Source organism: Bacteroidota bacterium, assembly GCA_013696965.1.
In the GTDB taxonomy this organism is placed as follows: domain Bacteria; phylum Bacteroidota; class Bacteroidia; order JACCXN01; family JACCXN01; genus JACCXN01.
Genome location: JACCXN010000093.1, coordinates 61,943 through 85,336, shown reverse-complemented (window position 1 = coordinate 85,336; position 23,394 = coordinate 61,943). Strand labels below are relative to the sequence as shown.

At 32.1% G+C, this 23,394-nt stretch carries 20 protein-coding genes; all 20 read right to left on the bottom strand.

Features of this window, described 5'->3' with window-relative positions; translation table 11 throughout:
* Window positions 1-4: 4 nt before the first annotated feature.
* Window positions 5-685 (bottom strand): DUF4956 domain-containing protein, encoded by a 681-nt coding sequence (locus H0V01_14350; protein MBA2584557.1) that lies wholly within the window; start codon window positions 683-685, stop codon window positions 5-7.
* Between the two features lie 343 nt (window positions 686-1,028).
* The gene (locus H0V01_14345; GenBank protein MBA2584556.1) at window positions 1,029-1,883 is read right to left on the bottom strand and encodes a nucleotidyl transferase AbiEii/AbiGii toxin family protein; all 855 of its coding nucleotides are present in this window, start codon (window positions 1,881-1,883) and stop codon (window positions 1,029-1,031) included.
* Window positions 1,880-2,518: a hypothetical protein gene (locus H0V01_14340; GenBank protein ID MBA2584555.1), complete on the bottom strand. Its 639-nt coding sequence runs from the start codon at window positions 2,516-2,518 to the stop codon at window positions 1,880-1,882. The genes H0V01_14345 and H0V01_14340 overlap by 4 nt, the downstream gene beginning before the upstream one ends.
* Before the next feature lie 396 nt (window positions 2,519-2,914).
* Complete coding sequence (locus H0V01_14335; GenBank protein MBA2584554.1) at window positions 2,915-4,081, bottom strand: ATP-binding protein; 1,167 nt, start codon at window positions 4,079-4,081, stop codon at window positions 2,915-2,917.
* 540 nt (window positions 4,082-4,621) lie between these two features.
* Window positions 4,622-5,737 carry a glycosyltransferase family 4 protein gene (locus tag H0V01_14330; GenBank protein MBA2584553.1) on the bottom strand — a complete coding sequence of 372 codons (1,116 nt, stop codon included), beginning with the start codon at window positions 5,735-5,737 and terminating at the stop codon, window positions 4,622-4,624.
* Window positions 5,738-6,640: an SDR family oxidoreductase gene (locus H0V01_14325; GenBank protein MBA2584552.1), complete on the bottom strand. Its 903-nt coding sequence runs from the start codon at window positions 6,638-6,640 to the stop codon at window positions 5,738-5,740. It lies immediately after the preceding gene.
* A 144-nt stretch (window positions 6,641-6,784) separates the two neighbouring features.
* Window positions 6,785-7,939: a glycosyltransferase family 4 protein gene (locus tag H0V01_14320; protein ID MBA2584551.1), complete on the bottom strand. Its 1,155-nt coding sequence runs from the start codon at window positions 7,937-7,939 to the stop codon at window positions 6,785-6,787.
* Window positions 7,930-8,646, bottom strand: coding sequence for an NAD(P)-dependent oxidoreductase (locus H0V01_14315; GenBank protein MBA2584550.1), 717 nt, complete (start codon window positions 8,644-8,646; stop codon window positions 7,930-7,932). The genes H0V01_14320 and H0V01_14315 overlap by 10 nt, the downstream gene beginning before the upstream one ends.
* Window positions 8,643-9,932 (bottom strand): glycosyltransferase, encoded by a 1,290-nt coding sequence (locus H0V01_14310; protein MBA2584549.1) that lies wholly within the window; start codon window positions 9,930-9,932, stop codon window positions 8,643-8,645. The genes H0V01_14315 and H0V01_14310 overlap by 4 nt, the downstream gene beginning before the upstream one ends.
* 83 nt (window positions 9,933-10,015) lie before the next feature.
* Window positions 10,016-11,224, bottom strand: a complete 1,209-nt coding sequence (locus H0V01_14305) for a glycosyltransferase (GenBank protein MBA2584548.1) — start codon at window positions 11,222-11,224, stop codon at window positions 10,016-10,018.
* Between the two features lie 86 nt (window positions 11,225-11,310).
* Window positions 11,311-11,910 carry an acyltransferase gene (locus H0V01_14300; protein MBA2584547.1) on the bottom strand — a complete coding sequence of 200 codons (600 nt, stop codon included), beginning with the start codon at window positions 11,908-11,910 and terminating at the stop codon, window positions 11,311-11,313.
* A gap of 26 nt (window positions 11,911-11,936) precedes the next feature.
* Window positions 11,937-12,881 (bottom strand): hypothetical protein, encoded by a 945-nt coding sequence (locus H0V01_14295; GenBank protein MBA2584546.1) that lies wholly within the window; start codon window positions 12,879-12,881, stop codon window positions 11,937-11,939.
* Between the two features lie 30 nt (window positions 12,882-12,911).
* Window positions 12,912-13,943, bottom strand: coding sequence for a glycosyltransferase (locus H0V01_14290; GenBank protein ID MBA2584545.1), 1,032 nt, complete (start codon window positions 13,941-13,943; stop codon window positions 12,912-12,914).
* 23 nt (window positions 13,944-13,966) lie between these two features.
* Entirely contained in the window at window positions 13,967-16,009 is a 2,043-nt protein-coding gene (locus H0V01_14285) for an SBBP repeat-containing protein (protein ID MBA2584544.1), read from the bottom strand.
* A gap of 44 nt (window positions 16,010-16,053) precedes the next feature.
* The gene (locus H0V01_14280) at window positions 16,054-17,295 is read right to left on the bottom strand and encodes a glycosyltransferase (protein MBA2584543.1); all 1,242 of its coding nucleotides are present in this window, start codon (window positions 17,293-17,295) and stop codon (window positions 16,054-16,056) included.
* A gap of 14 nt (window positions 17,296-17,309) precedes the next feature.
* Entirely contained in the window at window positions 17,310-17,915 is a 606-nt protein-coding gene (locus tag H0V01_14275) for a CatB-related O-acetyltransferase (GenBank protein MBA2584542.1), read from the bottom strand.
* An 89-nt stretch (window positions 17,916-18,004) separates the two neighbouring features.
* On the bottom strand, window positions 18,005-19,534 hold the full coding sequence (locus H0V01_14270) for a hypothetical protein (GenBank protein MBA2584541.1): 1,530 nt from the start codon (window positions 19,532-19,534) through the stop codon (window positions 18,005-18,007).
* A gap of 3 nt (window positions 19,535-19,537) precedes the next feature.
* Window positions 19,538-20,602, bottom strand: a complete 1,065-nt coding sequence (locus H0V01_14265) for an N-acetylneuraminate synthase family protein (GenBank protein MBA2584540.1) — start codon at window positions 20,600-20,602, stop codon at window positions 19,538-19,540.
* Window positions 20,599-22,230, bottom strand: a complete 1,632-nt coding sequence (locus tag H0V01_14260; protein ID MBA2584539.1) for an acylneuraminate cytidylyltransferase — start codon at window positions 22,228-22,230, stop codon at window positions 20,599-20,601. Before H0V01_14260 ends, H0V01_14265 begins: the two co-directional genes overlap by 4 nt.
* 97 nt (window positions 22,231-22,327) lie before the next feature.
* Window positions 22,328-23,392 carry an acyltransferase gene (locus H0V01_14255; GenBank protein MBA2584538.1) on the bottom strand — a complete coding sequence of 355 codons (1,065 nt, stop codon included), beginning with the start codon at window positions 23,390-23,392 and terminating at the stop codon, window positions 22,328-22,330.
* Window positions 23,393-23,394: the final 2 nt, after the last annotated feature.

Genomic DNA, 23,394 nt, shown 5'->3' with positions numbered 1-23,394 from the left:
ACAATTAAAAATCTCTGCTGTTATCCATGAAAGTAATTGCTATAGATTTGTTCAAACTCTTAATTCCTTCTTTGGCAAGTTGCAACTGATTAAAATCTTCCACTTCAACCATAAATGAGGCTTCCATTTCGTTTTGGGTTTCATCGGTCCGCTTTAGCTTTACGGCTGTACAATATTTTTTTAAAACCTCTACAACTTGTTTCAAATCAAAAAGATCAGGTTGGCTTGCTGAAAGGGTAAGGTAAAGATTCTTACTTTCAAGGGCTTTTTGAGTTCGGCTGTTTAACCAGATAAAAAACACAAATCCAATAAATGCAATTGTTGTTAACAGGGTTAAACCTGCTCCACAACCAAGTCCAATTGCAATTGTTAAAAACAAGTAAGTTAACTCCTCTGGTTCCTTAATAGCAGAGCGGAATCTAACTATAGAAAGGGCTCCAACCAAACCAAGAGATAAGGCAAGAGATGATTTTACCACAGATATAATAAACATTGTGGCAATGGCTAGAACAACAAAATTCCTTGCAAATGCCTTTCTGTTTGACAGGGCATTGCCGTATTTGATATATACTTTACTCAGGATAAAAGCCAGCAAGGCGCTAACAATAAAACTGAAAATAAAATTGGGAAGGTCCCTAGGGGAGAATCCTGCAAAATTATCACTGATAAAAGAATTAAAATTTATGTTTTCCACAGTATAGGTTATTAATTGAATTCAGTAAAATTGGCACTAATCGAGTATATATTTAAATCTGATACAATATATTACTTAATACTTGACCATATTCAGACGCAAAACTAAAATATATATTTTAAAAACCAGCTATTAACTGCTTTGAATCGCTTATTATTTTCAGGAAGAGTTCTACCCTTGGATACTATTTTTCCAGGTAAATTCATTTTTCCTTTATAGATAGGAAGATTAACAAGGTCTTTTTTTTCAAAAGCTATAAAATGTTGCTAATTTACAAGCCTTTATAAGATGGGACTGAAATAAATACCAAGGCCACCCTTTTTATGAGATCGTTTTATTCCACCTTTAAATGTTTTATTAAGTCAAGAAAATAATTTTCCGACCAAATATCCAGCACTTTTGGGTCAGGAATAAACCGGATGATATCCTCCTTTATTTGGCTGAATGAAACTTGCTTTATTTTATTGGATAATAATTGTATTACTTTTTCATTGCTTATGAGTTCAGCAGCCTTCCAATCACCACTTTGAACAGCTCTGATCATAAAATGGGAAGAATTCAAGGGTATTGCATGCCTGATATACCATTCCAAATCATACCAATCTCTTCCTTTTACCCGGTTTTTCCATTTTCTATAGAGCAAAGCATGCATTTTTCCGGCAAATAAATCAGGAAGCGTAAAACATTTAACATAACAGGAGAATGGTTTTAACAATAATTTTTCTTCTGTATTAAATCCCAATGGTGGATGTGTGTCTATTTCTAATTTTATTTTAAGTCTGATTATTTGCTCTTCCCCTTTGATAATAGGCATTTGGGTAAGAATTAATTCTTTCCATAAGGTTTCTGACTTTAGAAAGGCCGATTCTATGGAGCTGGCAGCACTCTTCTCTTTACTCTTCATCGATACTTTCATTCCAAGGGCTTCAAATTCCATTAACATAGCATCTACATAATTATCAAATGAAAAATCAGGATTGCTTTTTAACAATGAAAAATCTAAATCTTCCGAATATCTTGGCAATCCATAAAATATTCTCAGTGCTGTGCCACCATAAAAAGCTGCTTTTTCAAAAAAACCAGCTCTGTATAATCCTGCTAAGGCTATTTCCTGCATTATTTCCCGAAGTGCCTGCTGTGCTTGCGTTTTATTTTTAGGTTGATAACTCTCTATCCACTCTTTAATCATAATTCTTCAATTACTTTAAGTAAAAAATTTAAGCTACTACCCTTTGGTGCATATGGCAGCCAGCTTTTAATGGCGGCTGTATTTGCATCCTTTAACATGCCCTTGTCTATTCGTAAATCCTCAAACAAAAAACGGGATGCCTCATTTTTGCTTCTCAAATTCACCCCTTTGGTATTAATAACTGTATCACATAATGCTTTTTCCGCACTTGCCATTAAAGCATATTGATCATCCCTGATTTTCAATTGGGTTATGCCAAAGCTATAATAGGGAAGCGGTAGCTTTGTATAAGTGAAAATACCCAGTTCATTTTTAAAAATTTTAGAAACTTTGATGGTCACTGAGGAAACCTCATATACTTTTTCAGGTATCCATCCGTAGTGTGAAAGTGCATAAGTCATTGACACATAACTTGGCCCCGACAAAATATTGGCTATTAATATAGGTTCCGGGGACTGGCCTTCTAATACAGGGCCGGTGATATAAAGTCCTCTTTTAATTGGAATCAATATCTTTTTAGACAGTAAGTCTTGAATTTTATCATTTGGCCTTTTATAGCCTTTAAGCAAAGACACCAGCACCTGATGCGCAATAGGATAAGAGGTATATTTGGACAACTCCCTGAATAATTCCATGTGCAAATGTAAATATTTTATGTGATAAACGGAAATTTACCGATTATCTATATATATTTTTCATTTTAATGTGATTTGAAATCCATTTGTGAATTTACTGTTCCGGGAGGTGGTATTTAAAAAATATCCGGACTTAAAATTAAACTGCTCAAAAAAAACTTCTTCCATTTTTATGGATATTGCTATGTGGTGTAAACTATTCCAACTGTAATGTCAGCAAACCTTTCCTCCACTATTTTAAACTGGGTAGCTTTTATAAAATTGGCCGGGTACCGGCCAGGATAAGGATTTTATCAAATGTGTTTTTTTGTTTTTTAATTTCCATCTGAGGCGGACGCCATGTTATATTCTTAAGGGTTTCCCGATAATTCGGGAGCTATCCGATAACTATCGGAATCATAATTCAGGCAGGTATTTTTCTAAAAAGATACTCAATCCGCAGCCGACAATATTTTTTTTAATCGGGTAATCATCATCCTGTGAAGGAATAATCACAAAGTTATCAGATGTTTTGAGATCATCGATAACCGATAACATCCCTTTGGTGATTTCAGGAGAAAGAGAATATTTGATTTCTGCAGTGGCTATAGGTTTTAATCCTTTGGTGAATACAAGATCAACCTCCGCACCAGCATGTGTACGATAAAAGTACAAATCAATATCGGAAGGCAATGATGCACGTACCTGAGCCAGAACATATGCTTCCCAGGATGCACCCATCATGGGTGAGCCCTGCAATTGATAAAAGTCCTGAATTCTAAGCAAACGATGTAATATACCAGTATCGTTAATATATATTTTTGGAGACTTGACCAGTCGCTTTTTAATGTTATTATGAAAAGGAAGAAGGCGGGAAATAAGAAAAGCACCTTCAAAATAATCAACATAACCTTTAACGGTATTATATGAAATGCCCAAGGAGTTTCCCAAGGCTGAATAATTAACCAGATTACCGTTTTGCCAGGCCAGCATCTCCCATAACCGCCTGGACATAACAGGGGAAGCTCCAATTCCAAGCTTCTGAAGATCTATTTCGGTATAGGAACGAATAAAATTATCCAACCATTTTTTTGATGCATTATCAGAACCTGCCAAAGCAGAATCAGGAAAACCACCAACAAAGTGATGCTTTTCCATGGATATTTTCTTTTGAACCTCGGGCAGGGAGAAAGGCATTAACTGATGATATGCTGCCCTGCCGGCATGTGATTCAGACACTCCCTTTACTATAGAAGGCTTGGCTGAACCAAGAATAATAAACCTGCAAGGCTCTCTTTTAGCATCCACAAGGGGACGAAGCAATGAAAATAATTCAGGACGCAATTGAATTTCATCTATAATCACACATTTATCCCTTAAGTTCCCTAAAACCAATTCTGCATTATTCATTTTATCATAGTCAGATGGTTTTTCCAAATCAAACCAGACCGCATCTTTTTCGATTTCGGGAACAAGTTCTGCAACAAGCGTTGTTTTCCCAACTTGGCGTGGACCCAACAAAACAATTACCGGAAATTGTTTTAGTAAAATTTTTATTTCTTTTCCTGCTGTACGTAATATCATTTGCATAGAAAATTATAATATATATTTATAATTTTCTATGCAAAGATAGCGATTATTTATTTGATAATCTGTATTGGAGGCCTCAATCACCATAGAAAATTATAAATTTCATTTATAATTTTCTATGGTGATTGAGTGTTTTATTCATTGTTGTCCAGTAAAATATAATAAGATTCCTCCCTACGTTCGAAATAACAGGCTTTTTAAGTCTTTTGTGAGAGGGAGGGGTTAAGTTACGGCAAGGCCGCAACTTCCCCTCCCTCTCATTGAGTTAACTGAATCCCTTGTCATTCCAATGGAATGAAGAGAAATGAGGAATCTCTATCCTTTTCCCCGGACAACAGGGTATTTTATTCATAAAAACAAATTTCTTCTCTAGTAGAAGCCCTCTCATGCTCAACAGGAACAGACTGTCCCAGAATTTATTTCGAAAAGCAATCTTATTCAATTATTATCGGAGTTTGAAAACAGCTCCCAACCCCTTTTCAACAGATTGCTGCCCGATAAAAAAAATCGGAACTCAAAATGACGGTTACACATTCAGAAGGACTTACTTATCATTTTCTCAAACAACTCCACATGTTTCTTGGCCACCTGTTCCCATGTAAAACCGCTTTTCACTTTCTGATAAGATTTTTGAGAAAGAATTTCTTTTTCACCTGCAGGTAAATGATAAAAACTTAAAATGGCCTTTTTCAAGGCCCCTACATTATTTTTTTTAATCAGGTATCCGTTTGTATCATCCACCAGTTCAGCAGTAGCCCCCACATCTGAAACCACAACAGGCATTTTATGGCTCATGGCCTCTAAAACAACCGTTGGCATTCCTTCAAAAAGTGTTGGCAGAACAAACAAATCATTATCTTGATACAAACTTTCCAGCTTGTCATCAGCAACAAAACCAAGGTAATTCACATTGCTGAACTTATAGTTTGTGCTGTAATATTCGAATAAAGGGCCTTTACCTGCCAAGTTGAAAGTAAGTTTGTTTTCAAAACCCTCCCAGTTTAGTTCTTCTATTGCTTTTATTAAAATGTTTATTCCTTTATTGGATGCAAAGCGTGCCAGGAACAACAGGTTTATTTTTTCTTTGTTCCAAATATGCTCAGCTTCCATTTGGGGGAGATTAACTGCATTAGGTAAAAAAACAATTTTATCTGAAGGGTTTCTTTCTATTAATATTTTTGTTAAAAGCCCTCCTTCTGAGGCTATATACCTTGCTTTACTGAAAATATAATTTTGAATTAAGCGAAATGGAAAACCAATTAACTTATCCTTTAACGAAATAGCCTGGTAAGCTTCCAGTCCATGGGGATTGACAATAAGCTTATTTTTACAATTATTTATTTTATACCAAATACTGATTCCTTGAGCATAAACAACATCACAATCAATATCTTTAATTGCCTCATAAACCCTTTGGGAATAATTAAAACATTCTGAAATATATAATTTTGAAGTATCAATATCATCCACTGTTATTTCCTTTATGTTGTTATAAGAAGGAAATACGTTTACATTTTTGTGAGGATGTACAACAGACAGATGAATATCATCTCTTTTTGCAAGTTCTTCTATAAGCAATCTTGAATGACGCTGTATCCCTCCAACAGAATAAGGGAAAATACCATCAGTTGTAAAAACAATTTTTAACATTTATAATTTTTTAAGCCATTCCACATATTCGGCTATCCCCTCTTCAATACCGTATTCAGTTTTATAATCAAAGGATTTTAAAACAGCAATATTTGCTTTCCAATTCTTTGGATCTCCGGGTTTTTCTTCTCCGGAGAATTCGAATTTTATTGAAGGATCATATAAGGAATAAAATATTTCCGCTGCTTGTCTTATTGAAACCTCAGTTCCATTGGCAATATTAATTTCTCTGTATTTAAATTTTTTCTCACTTACTATTAATTCAATTGCTTTTACAAGGTCTTTTATATAAATAAAATCACGTGTTTCATTGCCTGTTCCAAATAAATTTATGCTTTTGCTTTTAATTGTTTTTTGATACATATCCCAAAACAATTGCTTTTGTAAACCTGGCCCGTAAGCTGAAAATATTCGTAATGAACAGGTTTGAATTTTGAAGTAATCGTAAAATTGCCTGCAAATCATTTCACTCATGAATTTATGATTTCCGTATATAGAAACAGGATTTACCGGATCCTCTTCTTTTATGGGAAGGGAGGCAGGATTTCCATAAACAGCCGCACTGGACAAATTAATAAACCTGCATTCAGGGCTTTCTTTTTTTATAGATGAGAGTATCCTAAATACAATCCGGGTATTTAATTCATAGTCTTTAAAAGGGTTTTCAAAGGAATAGGCAACTGAAGCTGAACCGGCACAGTTAATACATACATCGTAATTTGATAAAAATATTTCATTCAAACTTTCTTGGTTGTCTTGTGCAAAATAAAAAGCATTCAGGTATTCTTTTTCATCATTATTAATAATATCACAACCTGAAACAGAGTAACCAAGTTCACTCATGTATTTTACAAGTGCAGCACCAACAAAACCAGAACTGCCAAATATGAGTACTTTTATCATTTAATTATCATTTTCTTTTTCATGAATTTACTTACACATAGAACCCTTTTCTATATTGCTGCATTAAAACAATGTAATCATTAATATTACAAACATATAACATCAAGATAAAATATCTCCTTGAGAGAGTTTTAATTCACTATTTTAAATTTCCTGAAAAATTTTATTAAAAAAAGAATAATACTCTTTTTCTGAAAAATTTTCTCTTGCAAATTGCTGATTTATCATTCCAAGTTCCTGAATTTTATTTTTATTATTTAGCAATACCTTAAATTGTTTTACCAATGTTTCAATGTTCTCAAAAAAAAGAAATCCTTCAGTTTGTTTGGTCAGTTCCTCAATTGTGGGAGTCCTGCGGCAAATTACTGGCATCTGTGCAGCAGAATATTGAAATAATTTCACCGGACCTTGAAACCATAATGCATTTGGAATAATCCCAATATGAATTCGTTTCAGAAGATTTTCTAATTCTGCCCCATCTTTCCTACCCGTAAAAATAATTCTATCATGCTTTACAGAATTTATTAAACGGTCATATTCAGGCCCATCCCCAATTAAATAAAGATTGCAATTATAATCTTCTTCCTGATCCAACAAAAGGAAAGCTTCAATTAAATCATCTATTCTATGCCAATTAAAAAATGAACCAATATAACCCAAGTTGATCACAGACATATCTCTTTGGAAATCACTGAAACTCATTCGTTTAAAATCGGCAAAGGCCTTATAATAAAATTTCGTCTTGGTGTTATATTTATTCTGAATATAATCTCTCACTACTTTTGAATATATAATAACTGACTGGGAATTATTTAAAACTCTTTTTTCATGTTTGTTTATCCTGTTTTTAAAAAAAGGATAAAATCCAAATAAAAATTTATATTCCTCATTATAAGGGTGGTCAAAAATAGAAATCAAAGGAACTTGCCATTTTTTTGACAAATCAACGCTAAATGATGAACAAGGGGAAATCCAAGAAATAATAACATCCGGCTTAGAAATAATACCTATAGAAGTCTCTAACTTATGGAGTTGTTTAAATTTAAAAATATCTTTTATCAACTCTCGTATTCTTTTCGGAAAAAAGCGGTAGTAGCTCTTTACTGGTAATAAAACCGTGTTTTCAGATCCACCCAGAGCCTCCCAATCTTCTAATTTCATATCATTTACCCAAATCTCAAATCCATTTTTACGTAGTAAATCAGAAAATGAATAAATAACACTTGATACGGCTGAATATGTATTAAGTAAATTAAAATCGGGACTTTCAACTGCTACAAGTATCCTTTTTACTTCCATAAATAATACTTTTCTATCAATTTTGTTAAATAATTTTCTGAGGATATATTTAAAATTTCAAAGAGTTCATTAGATAAATTTCTTTCATAATTAAAGTGACACCCCTTGTTAACATTAACCAATTGAGCTTGCAATTTTAACACTTTTTCAAAAACATGCACAATCTCTGTCATTTTGTAATCTATTGGATTAACAAGATATAAAGTCTTATTTACAATTCCCTTTTCCAATAAATATTTAACCATTTGAAAAAGATGTTCAATATCTAAAACATTCCGAATTGCACCTGACCAAAGTTCAAATGTTTGTTTTTCAACGATTTTAGAATAAACAAAATTCATTATCGTATATGGATTTGTTGTTTTTCCAACGACATTTCCAGTGCGAATAATCAGATACTTACTTAATTTTTGTTTAATCAATTCTTCCATCTCAAGTTTATGCCTAACATACCTGGTTTTTGCCGCCTCAGGATCATTAATGCTGTAGGTACTAAAATAAACAAGCATTGTAAAGGCTGGATTTTGTTTAATTGTATGTAAAAGCAATTCTTTTTCTTTTACATACTCCTCCTCGATTACTGATTTAGAATTTGAAACACCTGAAGCGAAAATGATTACTCCCTTATTGTTTAAATGAAAAAAAGCGTTTGCAATTAAACCTTTTCCAACAATATTGCTTTGTGCTTTTTCCATATTGTTTTTCATCCTATTTTTAGTTTTTCTCTACCAGAATCAGATGATTTTAATTTCAATTCTTTAAGAAAATTTGCAAGCTTGTGGACCCAGTAAGATCGCTGTAAAATGTTTAATTCAACCCTTTTAATAGTAGTCTGATCTTTTAAATTCTCCATTGCCAATTTGAATGATGCATAATCTTTCAAAACTTCTGCATTGCTACTTTGTAGAACAAAAAAGAGCAAATCTTCTTGTGGATTAGGCCCACAAAGAACAGTATTCCCAGAGTGCAAATATTCAAAAGTTTTTCCAGATAAACCAGTATATCGCCCATTCCATACTGGTAATACTAAGGCGTCAGCTAATTTTTGTAAATACAATGAAGTGGAATGTTGTACTTTATCCAAAATAAAAATCTTTTCATTATCATGTGTTTTTACGTAGCTTTTGTCAGCTAATCCAATAAAAACAAGTGCAATTTGTTCCTTATTATCCTCATTGAATTTATTTAAAGCCTTTATAAAAAAATCAACATCTTGTCCAATATAAAGGCTTCCTGTATGTAACAATACTTTATTGTAGCTTTGTTTTAATGCCTGGAACTGTTTTACAATTGCATTATCTTTACTTGCAATCATTGCAACATGCGTAGAATTAACTCCATTATAAACCAAACTAAAAGGTTTTTCTTTCAAAGGAGGACGGGCGTGCTTAAAAAAATAATCTTCCATTCCTTTACTTGAAAAAAGAAAACCTGAAGCATTCTTCAAAAGCTGGTTCTGCACTATTTTTTTACAAAATAAATGATAAGATTTATCTCTTTCATCAATAAAAATATCCCTAAAATCAGCTATCCAGGGAATATTATATTTTTCCGACATTTTTTTTGCTGCCACTAAACTTATGGGAGGACCATAAGATGCAATAATGAAATCATACTTATTTGATTTCAACTCTTTTTCAAAAGCTTCGTTTACATACTTAAGCCAACCGTAATGATACACATCCTTCATTAAATAATTGAATATTCCTTTGATAAATGGAGGCAGGATTTGTGAAATTTTTAACGGAAAACTTACTTTATCAAAGTTAGTGTAGATGATATTGTCTTTCTTCAAATAAGATTGCTTAAAGGATTCAGCAGATTCGTTTGCAATTAATAAACTAGTATTATTTAATTGTTCCTGATTATAATGTCGGGTTATCACATCTACCTGAATACCCTCTTTTACAAGAAACTCCTCAAATGCTTGTAATCTTAAAGAAGCAATATTATTTAATGGTGGATAATACAAAGTCAATAACAAAACGCGCATAGAAATTACTGAACTAGTATTTGTTTTATAAACTATTTTTTTGGGACCTTTATGACTTATTGCTTGTTATTTCTATTAAAAATCTAGTTTTCAACAATTTTTTCATAAAAATATCCATAATTCTTTACCGCTTCAAAATTTAACTGCCAATGTTGTTTGACTAACTTTTGATACTCTTTTGAATTCATAGCGCTTGTCTTAAATTCATATACAAGATCAGCAATTTGTTCAGGCTTTTTATCCAATAAAATTAAAATTCCTGTTGTTTCATTAACAATTTCCGGTACTCCACCTGTTTTAACAGCCAATGCAGGAATTCCAAAACTTTGCGCCTCAACAATTGCAACACCAAATCCCTCTGTATCACTTAGGTGCATAAACAAGTTAACGGAGTTTTTTTGGTAAAATTCCAAAACTTCCTCATTGCTGGTATGCCCTTTGAATTCGAAGGCGACATGCGAAGGTAAAGTTAATGCAAGATTTTTTATTTCATGCATTAACTCTCCGTCCCCAAAATGTATCCAGTGCAGAGGAAAATCTACATGAGATAATGTTTGAATAATTTTGTCAATCCTTTTTAACCTAATAACATTAGAACAAGAAACAATAGTAAATATTTCATTTTTGTTGTATGCATTTATTCCATGATCGTAGGTGCCAAAATAACTTAATATTAATTTTTGCGGAAAAATATTTTTAGCCATTATGTATTCTAATCCTGCTTTGGATAATATGAAAATTTTACTTGCATTTTTAAAATTGAAGTACCTAAAAGGCATATAATTTCCTTTTCTTCTATCATCAAATAAATCATATCCATGAAGGCGAAAAACAAAATGAGGAATTAGTCCCTTCTCTTTAAGAATAGCTAACATTAATGCTCCATCGTTCATCCATGTAGAATAAAAATAAATATTCTTTTTTTCCTTAATTTGAGTACTAAACACTTTAGCCAAATTATGTGTTTGAAGTATAGAATTAAACAATTCACGAATGTTGGAGAGTATAAAACTCTTTTTACCTGAATTCATTAACTCCAGTAAAAGGATTTTTGCAAGCAGAAAAAAATCAAGCAGAAACTGTTTTTTCTCTATTAGCCGTGATGTGTTTGCCAAGGATAAATTTAATTCTACATTATCTGGTAACCAGCGCTGCTTCCCTAGGCAAGTAAGGGGAAATAAATAAATTTTATCAAAATATTTGCTAAGCTCCACCAATTCTTTTTGTACGAATTCTTCTCCCTTTCCAAATGGGTAGGAAGCAGAAACAATGTAAAGAGCAGAGTTTGTCATTGATAAATTTATGCGGTAATATAAATTTTTACTGTAGAAATTTTCCTTTTGAATTTAATTCTGTTTGTCATATTAAAAAATAATTTCTATTTCCATAATACATTTTCCTTTATAACCTTTGCAGGCACACCAGCAGCAAGGCAATTGGCAGAAATGCTCCTTGTTACTACAGCCCCTGCAGCAATAACAGCACCATCCCCAATTGTAACACCTTTTAAAATGGTTACATTCATTCCGATCCATACATGATTTCCAATTTTAATTGCTTGGGTTTTTTTATATAAAGGAGTTGAAATTTCATGATTGTCTGAGTCTCTAATACAAACGTTTTCAGAGATAGCTACGTTTTCCCCTATTTCAATTTTTTCAAAACAACTCAGGTTAAGGTTGCTATTGATATAACCTGAACCCAAAATTAATGTCGCATTTTCATTAACATATACTTTGGAACCCGAAAAGATAGAAAAAGTGTTATTTACTATTATTGTTGCATCTTTTCTTACTGCAAGTAAAGACGGGAAAGGATCTTTTTTTACCCAGGATCTATTAAAGTGAAAGGTTCCGTTTTTAACTATAATTTTTCCTTCTTTATGAAAAGAACATGAAGAATTTTTATACATATTAATGGAACCAACACTTTTACGAAAAATCTTTATAAAAAAACTATCAATCAAATTTAATTTCATTAAGAAATTAAAAGATTGTATAGGACTCATGATTTGAAACATTTTAAAAAATTTAAAATTTTAAATTGTTTCCAAGGATTCTTAGAAACTTTCTTAATTTTTATTTTAGGTTTAGTATTAAAAAGCAGGTCTTTTTTTATTTTATTGTATACAAATGGAAAAAATTGGTATTCATAAAGAATTAAATTTCTTGCTTTTTCAATTTCATTTAAATTTTTTTTCCATTTATCCTGAGCAATTGCTTTCTTAATAATAGTTAATGCCTCCTCTGGTTTGCGGATATCTATGAGAATCATTGAATCTGGCGGAAAATATTTGACGATATTTTTACAGCCGTAATAAATTGGCATTGACCAGGAAAGAAAAACATCTGCAATTTTTTCAGTAAAATAATCATAATCAGTATAGTTTTCAATGGCAATGGAATATTTTGAAGGATAAATGCCATCAAATTTATCCTCTATTTCTTGAAATCCTCTACCTAAAAGTGTTAAATCAAGTTCATTTTCGTGTTCTTTCAAAAATTTTAAAAAATTCAACCTGGGTTCATGTCCGGGATTAACATTACTGGAACTTGTAATCCAACTCACGCTATTATTCTTTGCAACTAAATCATCTTTTTTTAATGCAACGAGTTCATCAAAGGTTTTATTAATATGCCAAGGTAATGTAGTTGTATTTTTAATATTGTTTTTTGATTCAAAATGGCTGTACACAATATCAAATAATGGAAAGTAATTTTTCAGGTAATTATTTCTTAAATAGGGGGGTTCCTGCACAAAAAGCCAAGTTCCATTTTCCTTAACCTTTACAACAATATCCTGTAATGGTAAATTAAATACAATTAGATAATCGCATTCATTAAGGGGTTCAAAAGTAAATTCAATATCTTTCCAAACACCTGCATTACCGGGAGTTTGCCTAAGAATATCCGGATATGCATAATTTTTTGCTAATCTTACTGAAATCATTTTTTCTATTTAAAAACACCTGAAAAATAATTATTTCAGGTTGCTTTTGTTTGTCACTATTATATTAAAAGTATATTTTAAAAGATAATTTAAATGTTTTAAATAAATTTTGTCTGAATTTTTAAAATATGTCCATATCACCCAAATACCATAGGGAGGAAGTTTAAAAAACACTTGTTCCCACTTTCTTGCTATAACATTTTCTAACCCGATTACAGGATACACTTTTTTTTCTTTATTGACACTTTTTAAATTTTTTAACCATTTTTTGTACAAAATTACATTTTCATTATTTACCTCAAGTGAATTGCTTTTGAAACCAAAATGTAAATCTAGTTCTTTTTGACTGGGATTCATACCCAAATCATTCAGTACTAATCTATTTCTTTGATTTGTTCTTTCAATTTTAGTGGCTTTGTTTTTTAATGTGATATTTTGATTTTCATACCTGTAATAAAGCAGAATTTTATCAATGTTAGCAAATTCCGTTAAATCTTTCATTCTATACCATAAATCAATGTCTTCCATATGAGGGAATGTCGTTTTATAATGTAAACAATGTTCTCTTAGAACAGATGTTCTAATTATTGAAGCAGGATGGCAAATGGGACTATCGAATAACAAGGTGGCTTTTATTTCATCATTGGACAAAGGAACTTTCCAAATACTATTGTCATTGCCAAACAATTTTATGTAACCACTTGAAACACCAACACGGGGAAAAGCATCCATTAATTCTTTTTGCACCTGTATACGATCAGAAATGGCAATATCATCAGCATCCATTCGGACAATATATTTGCCAATTGCCAAATCTATTCCTTTGTTTAAAGTAGCAACTATACCTTTATTTTTTTGATTTTTGCTGTATTTAATTCTCTCATCATTATAGGATAAAATAATTTCTTCTGAAGCATCCTCAGATCCATCATTAATAATTATAAATTCAAAATTTATGAAGGTTTGATTTAAAATGCTGTCAATAGCATCTACCAAATAATCCGCAGCGTTATATACAGGCATTAACACAGTAATATCTGCTTTAGGAAAAGGTGTGGACATTATTGAGTATTGAATTGTATTTACTATCTTTTTATAATTTTGCCCGAATATCCTTCTGATTCGGATACTGAAATTCGATAAAAGTAAATTCCTGTAGGTAAAAAATCTGTGTTAACATTTTCAATGGTATTCTTAATCGTAGATTTTAGATGTAACTTACCATACATGTCGTAAATAGACAACTCAGGATTTGATTCTAAAGTTAGGTTAACAACAAAACTTACATGATTAGTAAACGGATTAGGGAAGACAGAAATTGTTTCTTTTGTTCCCAATTCAGCAATATCCAAACAAACATCAATAGTAATATTAACAGTATCGGAACCTGCACATCCTGAACCGTCAACAACAACATAATATTCACCCTGTGAGGTTACGGTTAAAGAGGAGGAAGTTGACCCATCTGACCAAAGGTATTCTTGAAAAACAGGGTCGGTGGTCAACTCAATGGATGCTCCCTGGCATAATGAGGTATCATTGCCCAATGAAACAACAGGTGCAGAAGAAATTGTAATAAAATTTGCTAAAGAGAGTGTATCATATTCAAAACCGTTATAGGCAATTAATGTTACATCATAATTGCCAATTGAGTTATATTGAACGATAGGGTTAGAAACATTCGAAGAATTAGGTACGCCACCTGGGAAACTCCATTGCCAGGAAAATTCCGAGGAATAGGCTTTAGGTTGGGGCCCTGAAAAAGATATGTTAGCACCAGCACAAAAAGTCTGAGAATTTACTGAAACCTCAGCTTTAAAATATGGAGAAATTTTACCTATAAAAACATCAGAACTAGTACCAGAAGCAGTCCTTGAAATAGTATCAAAAGAAGCAGTTGATAAAAAATCCCCTGTCACATAGGCAAATCCCAAAGTGTCAACTGAAATGGCTGCTCCAGTTGGAATAATGCCTGCAATAATTGTATTTTGAACGTGTTTGAACCAAACCAATGAAGATGAACTATCATATTTTGCAACAAAAATATCCTGAGTTCCCATTGGTGAGTATGAAATATTTGTGTCAAAAGCAGTGGGACCATTAAAGTACCCAGTAATAAAACTGCTTCCTGACTTATCAATGGAGATTCCTAAACCACGACTTGTTCCGGTTCCAGTGAATGATTTATTCCATATTTGTATTCCAGAAGAATTATGCTTTGAAAAATGCATTCTTGAGCCTACATATCCTGTGAGGTAATAATTATTGAATAAATCGCATTCTAATTCATAACCTTCATCTGTTCCTGAACCACCGATATTTTTTACCCATTGTAAAACTCCGTCAGAATTAATTTTCGATAGAAAAATATCCCACCCTCCAAAACTTGATAATGCAGTAATATCAAAAGTCGCTGTTCCTGAAAAATGTCCGGTAAAAATTACATTACCATTTAAATCTATTTTTATTGCATTTCCGGTATCGTCTCCCGATCCTCCATATTGTTGAACCCATAGGCAATTTCCTAATGAATCATATTTAGCAAGAAAAATATCAGCCGAATTGGAATTACTTGTCAGTACTATTGTATCAAATGAAACAGTATAAGAAAACTTTCCTGTAATGTATACATTTCCCAATGAATCAACTGCGACACTTTCAGCGGTTACACCTGCTGAAGAGCCGCCTGCTTGCTTTAACCAAACAATATTTCCAAGAGAATCGTATTTTATTACAAAAGCATCGGAATTGCCAATTGCATTTACAACAGTGGAACCGAATGCACAATTAGAACGAAAAACCCCTGTGGCATAACAATTCCCTTTTTTATCAACTGCAATTCCATTTGCCCATTCAGCACTTGCACTGCCAGACCTATTTGCCCATTTTAAATTTCCATTTTTATCATATTTAGCAACAAAAATATCTCGGTCGCCATAAAAAGCAGGGCTTACAGCATTTGAGCCTGAACCAAAAGTTGCTGAATTTTTTACTCTGCCCACAACAAAAATATTTGATTCTGAATCAAGAACAAGATCATAAGCATGATTGTTTCCGGAACCACTTAATCCTATCTTTTCTACCCATTGCCATTTTTGAGCAAAAGAGTTATTAAGGAAAAATAACAAAAAACAAAAAATTAAATTTATTTTAATATTCATAATTTTCTAACCTATTTGCTCATTAAAACTATCTTCAGTTTTTTGAGAATTAATAATGGAAATAAAATCAGGCGGGAAACTTTATAGGATATTGAATTTTTAAAATTTTTTTCTGCATCATTGTACGCTTTATGCCTGATGATAAAAGTACTTATTTTACTGAAAGTTGTTAATTTTAACCTTTTGGGATGAATTTGATCAAATTGTTTATTGAAATGTATTGTTTTACCCAATGAAAAATAATCTCCATCAATAGCAAGGGCAATATTTAATTCTTGAGGAATCATACCGCAAGAAAACGATTTTAAAGGAGAATTGCAATCCCTGATAGAAATAATAAATTCATTATTTATTTTGCCTAAGTTTTTCTCGCCATACAAATCACAGGTAAAATCATATTCACCTAATTGTGGATTCATTTTCTTTATTATTTCAGGCATTAACTCATGAAAACAATCATACTGGGCTAATGCCTCACTTAATCTGCTGAAATTATAGGTTCTGGTATTCATACAAATGTTTACCTGGAACCTTTTAGTTTCGAGGATAAAATGCGTGCCTGGATCACCGAAATTGGTAGTAAATGAAACCCTGGGATAAACAAAAAATTTATTGAAGTTCACTAAATACTTATAAAAATATTTTTTCCAGGAGCTTTCCCCCCATGCAATAACCTTATCCGGAATAATATCTTCATGGGTGATTGTAACATTATCAGAATCATAAAACTTTTTAAATTCATGCCATTGTTTTTTTGTCCACATTTGCCCAAGAGATGAAGGAACCTGCATAAAAAAATTATCAAACCCGTCAGCAATTGGAATAAAAGGTAAAACAGCATGATCATTACAATCAATTGAATAAAGGGAAATTCCTGCTACGTTTTCATCATTTTTATAAAATTCCCGAGCCTGATAGGCATAATCGTAGAAATAGGGTGAAACATAAAGATCGTCTTCCAGTACTATTACATTTTCATAAGTGGAAGTAAGATCGCCGCAACTTATAATGTGATTTTTTAAACCTAAGTTTTCATTGTGAACAATGATTTTTTTTTTCCCAAACAACCAATTGAATGACTTTGCAATTTTTTCAATGGCATCTGTTTCGCTTTTATCGATACTTATTATTAAAGGAATATTGGCAAATCCATCATAATTAGCAATGGCTAATGAATTAAGAATTCTTTCTAATGCCACTTCCCTATTATAAGCAACGACAACTACGGCAATATTTGCTTGTTTTTCCTGCATTTAATTACATTAATTTAAGAAACAACGTTGATTATCTTTTTCATATTCATGGGTGATTCAAAAAAATCTCTGTTTCTTTTTATTTTTTCATGGTCCCAATTCCACCATTCAATCTTTTGAAGAGCCTGAATAATATCATCTGAAAACCTATATTTCAATACCCTCGCAGGTGTACCTCCTACAATTGAATATGGAGGAATATCACCGGTTATTACACTATTTGCAGCAATTACAGCTCCATTTCCAATAATTGAACCAGAAAGAATTACACTCTGTGTACCAATCCAAACATCATGTCCAATCTTAATATCACCTTTGGAAACTGTATCTGAAATAATATTTTTTTCTTTAAAAACATTTTTGAAAATAAAGTAGGTGGAGCAACGCTCATAGTTATGGTTAAACTCCTGTATGCTAACATTTCTTGCAATGGAACAGAAATTTCCAATTTCAACCTTGTTATGAACACTGTAAATATCCGTATTTGGTCCAAAAATGCTGGTATTCTTTCCGATTAATATATTTCCGCTTAAAGACACATTAAATAACCTGCAAAAATCTCCTATTCTTACCTTACCTGAAAAACTGCAGGAATCAATTTCCGCTTTTTCACTAATCATGGAATCAGAAGATAAGTTTTCATTGCTAAATTTTTTCTTCTTAGGATTCAATAAAGAAAATAATCGTTTCATTGCAAATCATTATAAATTTATACCATTTGCCTTATCAGTTCATCCATGCATGGACGAAAAGAGGAGGTCTTTCTATTTCCAAGACCGGAAATTTTCATTAATTTAAGATGCTCAATTACCCCTATTAATTTTGTTGAATCTCCTGGTTCATAAACAGCATAACCAGATTCAATTTCAGAATTAAATATTTCAAGGCCATTCTTGTGCATAATAATAGAAGGCACTCCAAAATCTGCAGCTTCTATAACCACACTTGAAAAAAGAGTGATATGTATATCAGTGTGCTGAAGCAAAACGGGCAAAGGAAATTCAGAGGCCATTTTCAATTCAACTTTTTCAAATCCACAACCCTGTTCAAGCAACTTTTTAATCTTTTCAATATCGTTAATTTGCCTGGGGTGAATCCTGATCCACCATTTCCAATCTGCTGGTGATCGTTTTATTGCTTGCATAAAAAAATCCGGCAATGCATCATTTAAAGGCTGCATGGTATAGAGTATGTTAAAGCTTTTGCCGGTTGGATTAGTCCTCTCCAAACTTTCAATGTAACTTCCCTTACTCAAAGCCTCATCCTGCCAAATTTCATTCCATGTATTGCCTGCAATAACTGCTTTATGTTTTCCATTCGTACCCTTTGCCCAATCCATAATAATTTTTGTCTCTATATGGCTCCAGCACCAAAACATGGAAGGAAGGGCACTATAACCATCCACAGGTACTTTACTCCATTTTGTGTAAGCTGCATGATTTACCTGTAACCCATGTTGTATATCCACACAAGGTATCCCAAGGGTTTTTGAAGCTGCACTTAAAGCCATGCATGGCATTGCATAATAGCAGGTAACAAATGAAAGTTTGGTTTTATTCCTCAACAAAATTTCTTTAAAATATGCTATCAGGAGAATGAAATTCTTAATTTTTATTCTCAAATTTTCTCCCCTTAAATCATCAAATTTCAACCCAACCCTTTGTTCCAAAAAATCCATAAACTCTTCATAGCCATCAAGATAAAGAGCGTCCAAGTCAATTGAACGGTTATTCCAAAGATAAAACCGCATATGCTGATCAATACAAATGCACTGGTTTTTATTGCTTGGATCAATATTTTGTTGAATATTGTATTTTAGCTCAAGCAATAAAGAGTTAATTTCTGAATTATTCAGGTAATTTATTATTGGGTCGACCTGTTTATTGAATGCAGATCCATTAAATTCAACTCTACTTGCTGCAAAACTTAAAAAAAGGACCTTGGCATTTGATTTTAATTGAAAGCGCATTTTAAAATCATCTAACTTATGTTTTAAACTACGATTTTCCCAATTACTTATACTTTTCAACTTGTTAAAAAAACCGGGACCAACTAATGGTTTCTGTGCAACATTATTGATCTTTTCAGGATTTGCCGAAGGTTTAAAAAGGGAATAAAGCTTCATGGCAATTTCGATCCTGATAAGGGGCCATACATGAAATTCACTCGCCTTCCAGCTGTTTACAGGAAACCTCTCCTCGATTTCATTTAAAATGGCTATGACCTTTGAATGTTCCATCTTCTATTTAAAATCAAACATATTAAATTGAAGAATGTCGTCAGTTAGTATATCCACAACCGTAGATTTACCAATTACTTCTTTTATAAACTGTGGACTAATACCATTTGCAGGTCTTTTCCAGGTCAGATGCTTCTCTTGAATTACTGTTCCTGCTTTAATATCAAGAGCTGCAACAAGACTTCTCCTGGCATTTTTGCGAGAAATCTCCTCACTTGCCAAAGGGTTCTTTTTGAATGAACCTAAAATAGAAAAAGTATAATCCATTCTTTTATTGAAATGTTTCAGATCTTCTTTATCCATGGCATGGTAATGATCATTACCTGGCAAGGTTTTATCATGTGTAAAGTGTTTTTCTAAAATTACCGCCCCCAATAATGTAGCGGTTGTTAAAACTTCCATATTCCAAGGAAGTGTATGATCCGAATAACCCGGAATAGCATTGGGAAACTTCTGTTTCTGATCCAGCATCATTCCAAGGTTTGCATTCTCATCCCGAGTCGGGTAATTAAGAATACAGTGCATCAAACATAAAGGGTTTCCCTTTTGTTCAATAACTTCTACTGCCTGTTGAACTTCCCAAAGGTAAGAAGCCCCTGAGGATAGTATAATTGGCTTACCAAAATCAGTTAGGTAATCAATAAAAGGCAAGTTGGTAATATCAGAGGATGAAATTTTAAAAACATCCATCATTTCATTGAGAAACTTAGCCGATTCTTGATCAAAAGGAGTAGACATGAATTCAATTCCTGCTTTTTGACAATGATTTTTCAATTGTTCATATTCACTTTTCCAAAACTTATCATACTTTTTAAAAAGCTCAAATTGAGAAGCAGTAGGTTCTTTGGTCCGATCCCAATAAGAGGGACTGTTTTTAGAAGCAATGGTTTCTGCCTTGTATGTTTGGAATTTAATTGCATGCGCCCCTCCTTCTGCTGCCTCGTCAATTAGCCTTCTGGCCAAATCCATTGAGCCTTCATGATTTACCCCCGCTTCGGCAATTATATAGGGTTTATGAATTTTTTTTTCTGAAGGATTATAGGTCTCGAAAAGGTCTACTATTTTCATTGATTAATGGTATTTTTTATTAATTGAATAACTCTTTCTTTTCCCAATTTTAAATTTTGCCCGAGCATCAATTTACTTATGTATTTTCTTTTTTCGAAGTCATTTACAAGATTCTCAAAAACTTCTAATATTTGATTTGCCTCTACCTGAGTTCCTATTCCCAAATTACAAAATCCAAATTCTGTTGTAGCGAAAAAGTGTGTTTGCTCCCTTTGATTTTGACAGAGTACAATTGTAGGCACACCAATTGATGCTATTTCAAAAGTCGTTCTGCCTGCTGAGGTAAATACTACATCAGATTTTAAAATTTGTGAAGACATATCACTTATATTTCTAAAAATTTGAATTTTTTCAAATTCAAGGAGCGTATCATAGTTTGCATAGCCTAAACCTGCAATTACATTAATTTTAATGTTTTGTGAATTGCAATAGGTATAAATTGCCTTTAATACTTTATAAGTATAATTATTAGGATCAACCCCTCCAAAAGAAATCAGGATAAATTCAACCTTGTTTTTAATCTGTTTTTGAACTGCTAACTGAAACTCGTTTTTAAGGCAAAAGTACTTATGACCAAAAAAATGATTAGGCACAACTTCATTCTCAGGATACATGGCATTAATTACAAGATCTGCTTTTTGAGCTCCCTTACCTAAATCCTCAAAATTAATTACTTTATATCCCTGTTTTTTTAGTCCTTTCATGTATTCAACAGAAGTGTCCAAAATATCATTGATAACAATATCGGGATTAATTTTAATAATATCCCTCTGTATTTCTTGTTCAGCCTGAATCATTACAGAATAATTATGCTCCTGAATTTTTTCAAATGCCAATTTACTATTGCTATCCACTAAAAAAAACAGTTCATGGTTTAATATTTCATTGGCAATACTTAATGCATTGTATGCATGGCCAAGTCCAACTAAGCTATTTCCCGTTACTACAAAAAGTATTTTTTTTCTCTTTAGATAAAATTCACATAAATTCCAGTCTTCATAAGTATCTATATCAATTGCTTCCGGGCCTTTTAACAAATGTAAACTAACATTTTCTCCTATTCTTTTATCAGCAGAAACACAACGGGTTTTTGTTATTAAAAAAGACCCGGTTTCTTTGAAAACAGGAATTAAATATTGTCTGTTTAATCTTTTTTTATAATTTGGAATAAACTTTCCATCGGCCTCCGACCAGGTAAGATGGGTATCATCACATGCTGAGATAATAGTGTCTAATTTGTCATCTTCCAATAACTTCTCTATCGCATCATCTAAAGTGGCTGTTCTTAAAAGGGGAGAGGTTGGTTGAATAGTTATTATTAAATCATATTTTTTTCCTGTGATTTTTGAGGCTTTTTCAAAAGCATCAAAAATCACAGGATCAAGGGTTGTTGCATCATTAGCTAATTCCCTTTCTCTTTCAATTATTTTCGCTCCTGCTTTTTTGGAAATAGTTGCAATTTCCTCATCATCGGTTGTTACAAAAACATCAGGATTAAATTTAGAGATTAAAGCAGTATTTATTGAATAATATATTAAGGGCAAACCAGCAAGAGATCTTAAATTCTTCCTGGGGATACCTTTAGAACCACCTCTAGCTGGGATAACAATTAATATATTTGAGATCATCTATGTTTCGAATTCTATTTAATAAAACTTCATTTTTTAATAATTGTATTTGTATATACATAGTCCCATAAAGTGCAAGATGCAAAACTAGCTTTTTTTAGCCTTTATAGTTTTTAAGTAAGACTGGTGTTTTTCCATGTCCAAATCTAATAAATGTTTTTTCAAAATATTCATAAACAAAGTAGCTTGAGATTATAGTTGTTAAGATCATTAATGAAAAAATTATGTAATGTGAAAAAGTTGAATATGGCAAAATAGATTTTAGGTATGGATGCAAAAAGTGGAAAAGGATAGGATGAAGCAAATAAACAGAATAACTTATATGGCCTAATTGTGTTAAAGAAAATTCCAAATAACTCGGTAAAGTAATGTTTAATTTAAAAAAAGAAAAGCAAAGCAAAACACAACTAATTGAAAAAACGATCCTGTTGATTCCAGTTATCAAATTTATAGTATTTCCAGTGACGGGAAAAAAAATAAAAATCAATAATCCAACAACAAAAATTAATCTAATTGTTAATGTAGAAAATGAAACATTTTTAACAAATTTCCCGATCAAAATTCCTGCATAAAAAAGGTATAATTGATTTAAAGGATTTACATAGTTTCTCCATTGTTCACTTAGTGGTCTTTCAGCATTTAATATATTAAACGTGAAAAACAAAAATAAAATAGCAATAAAAAGAGAAATTAAAAGGAAAGTTATTTTAGAGTGTTTGGTAAAATAGACCAAAAAGGGAAAACAAATATAAAAGACCATTTCATTCCCTATTGACCATGCCCCAACAGCATAATATTTATCCCAATTAAATAACCCAAACAAACCGCTCAAGTTCAATGCTAAATTTAAATTATCAAAACGATTAAAATGATATACAAAAACACTTATTAGTGTAGCTAACCACAATAGAGGAAATATTCTTAAAATCCTTTTTTTAAAAAAATCTAAAATGTTCCATTTCTCTAGAGTTAATTTATCATTATAAACACAAAAAAGAGTTAATCCACTTAAAATATAAAATAATGAAACTCCATAAATACCAACCCTTCCAAAAAAATCTTCTGATGAGTATTTTCCGAACATCCAAGAAGAGTAATGATACAGCATTATTCCAAAGGCAGAAATACCTCTTAAATAATCAAGATTTTTATTTCTATTCATCT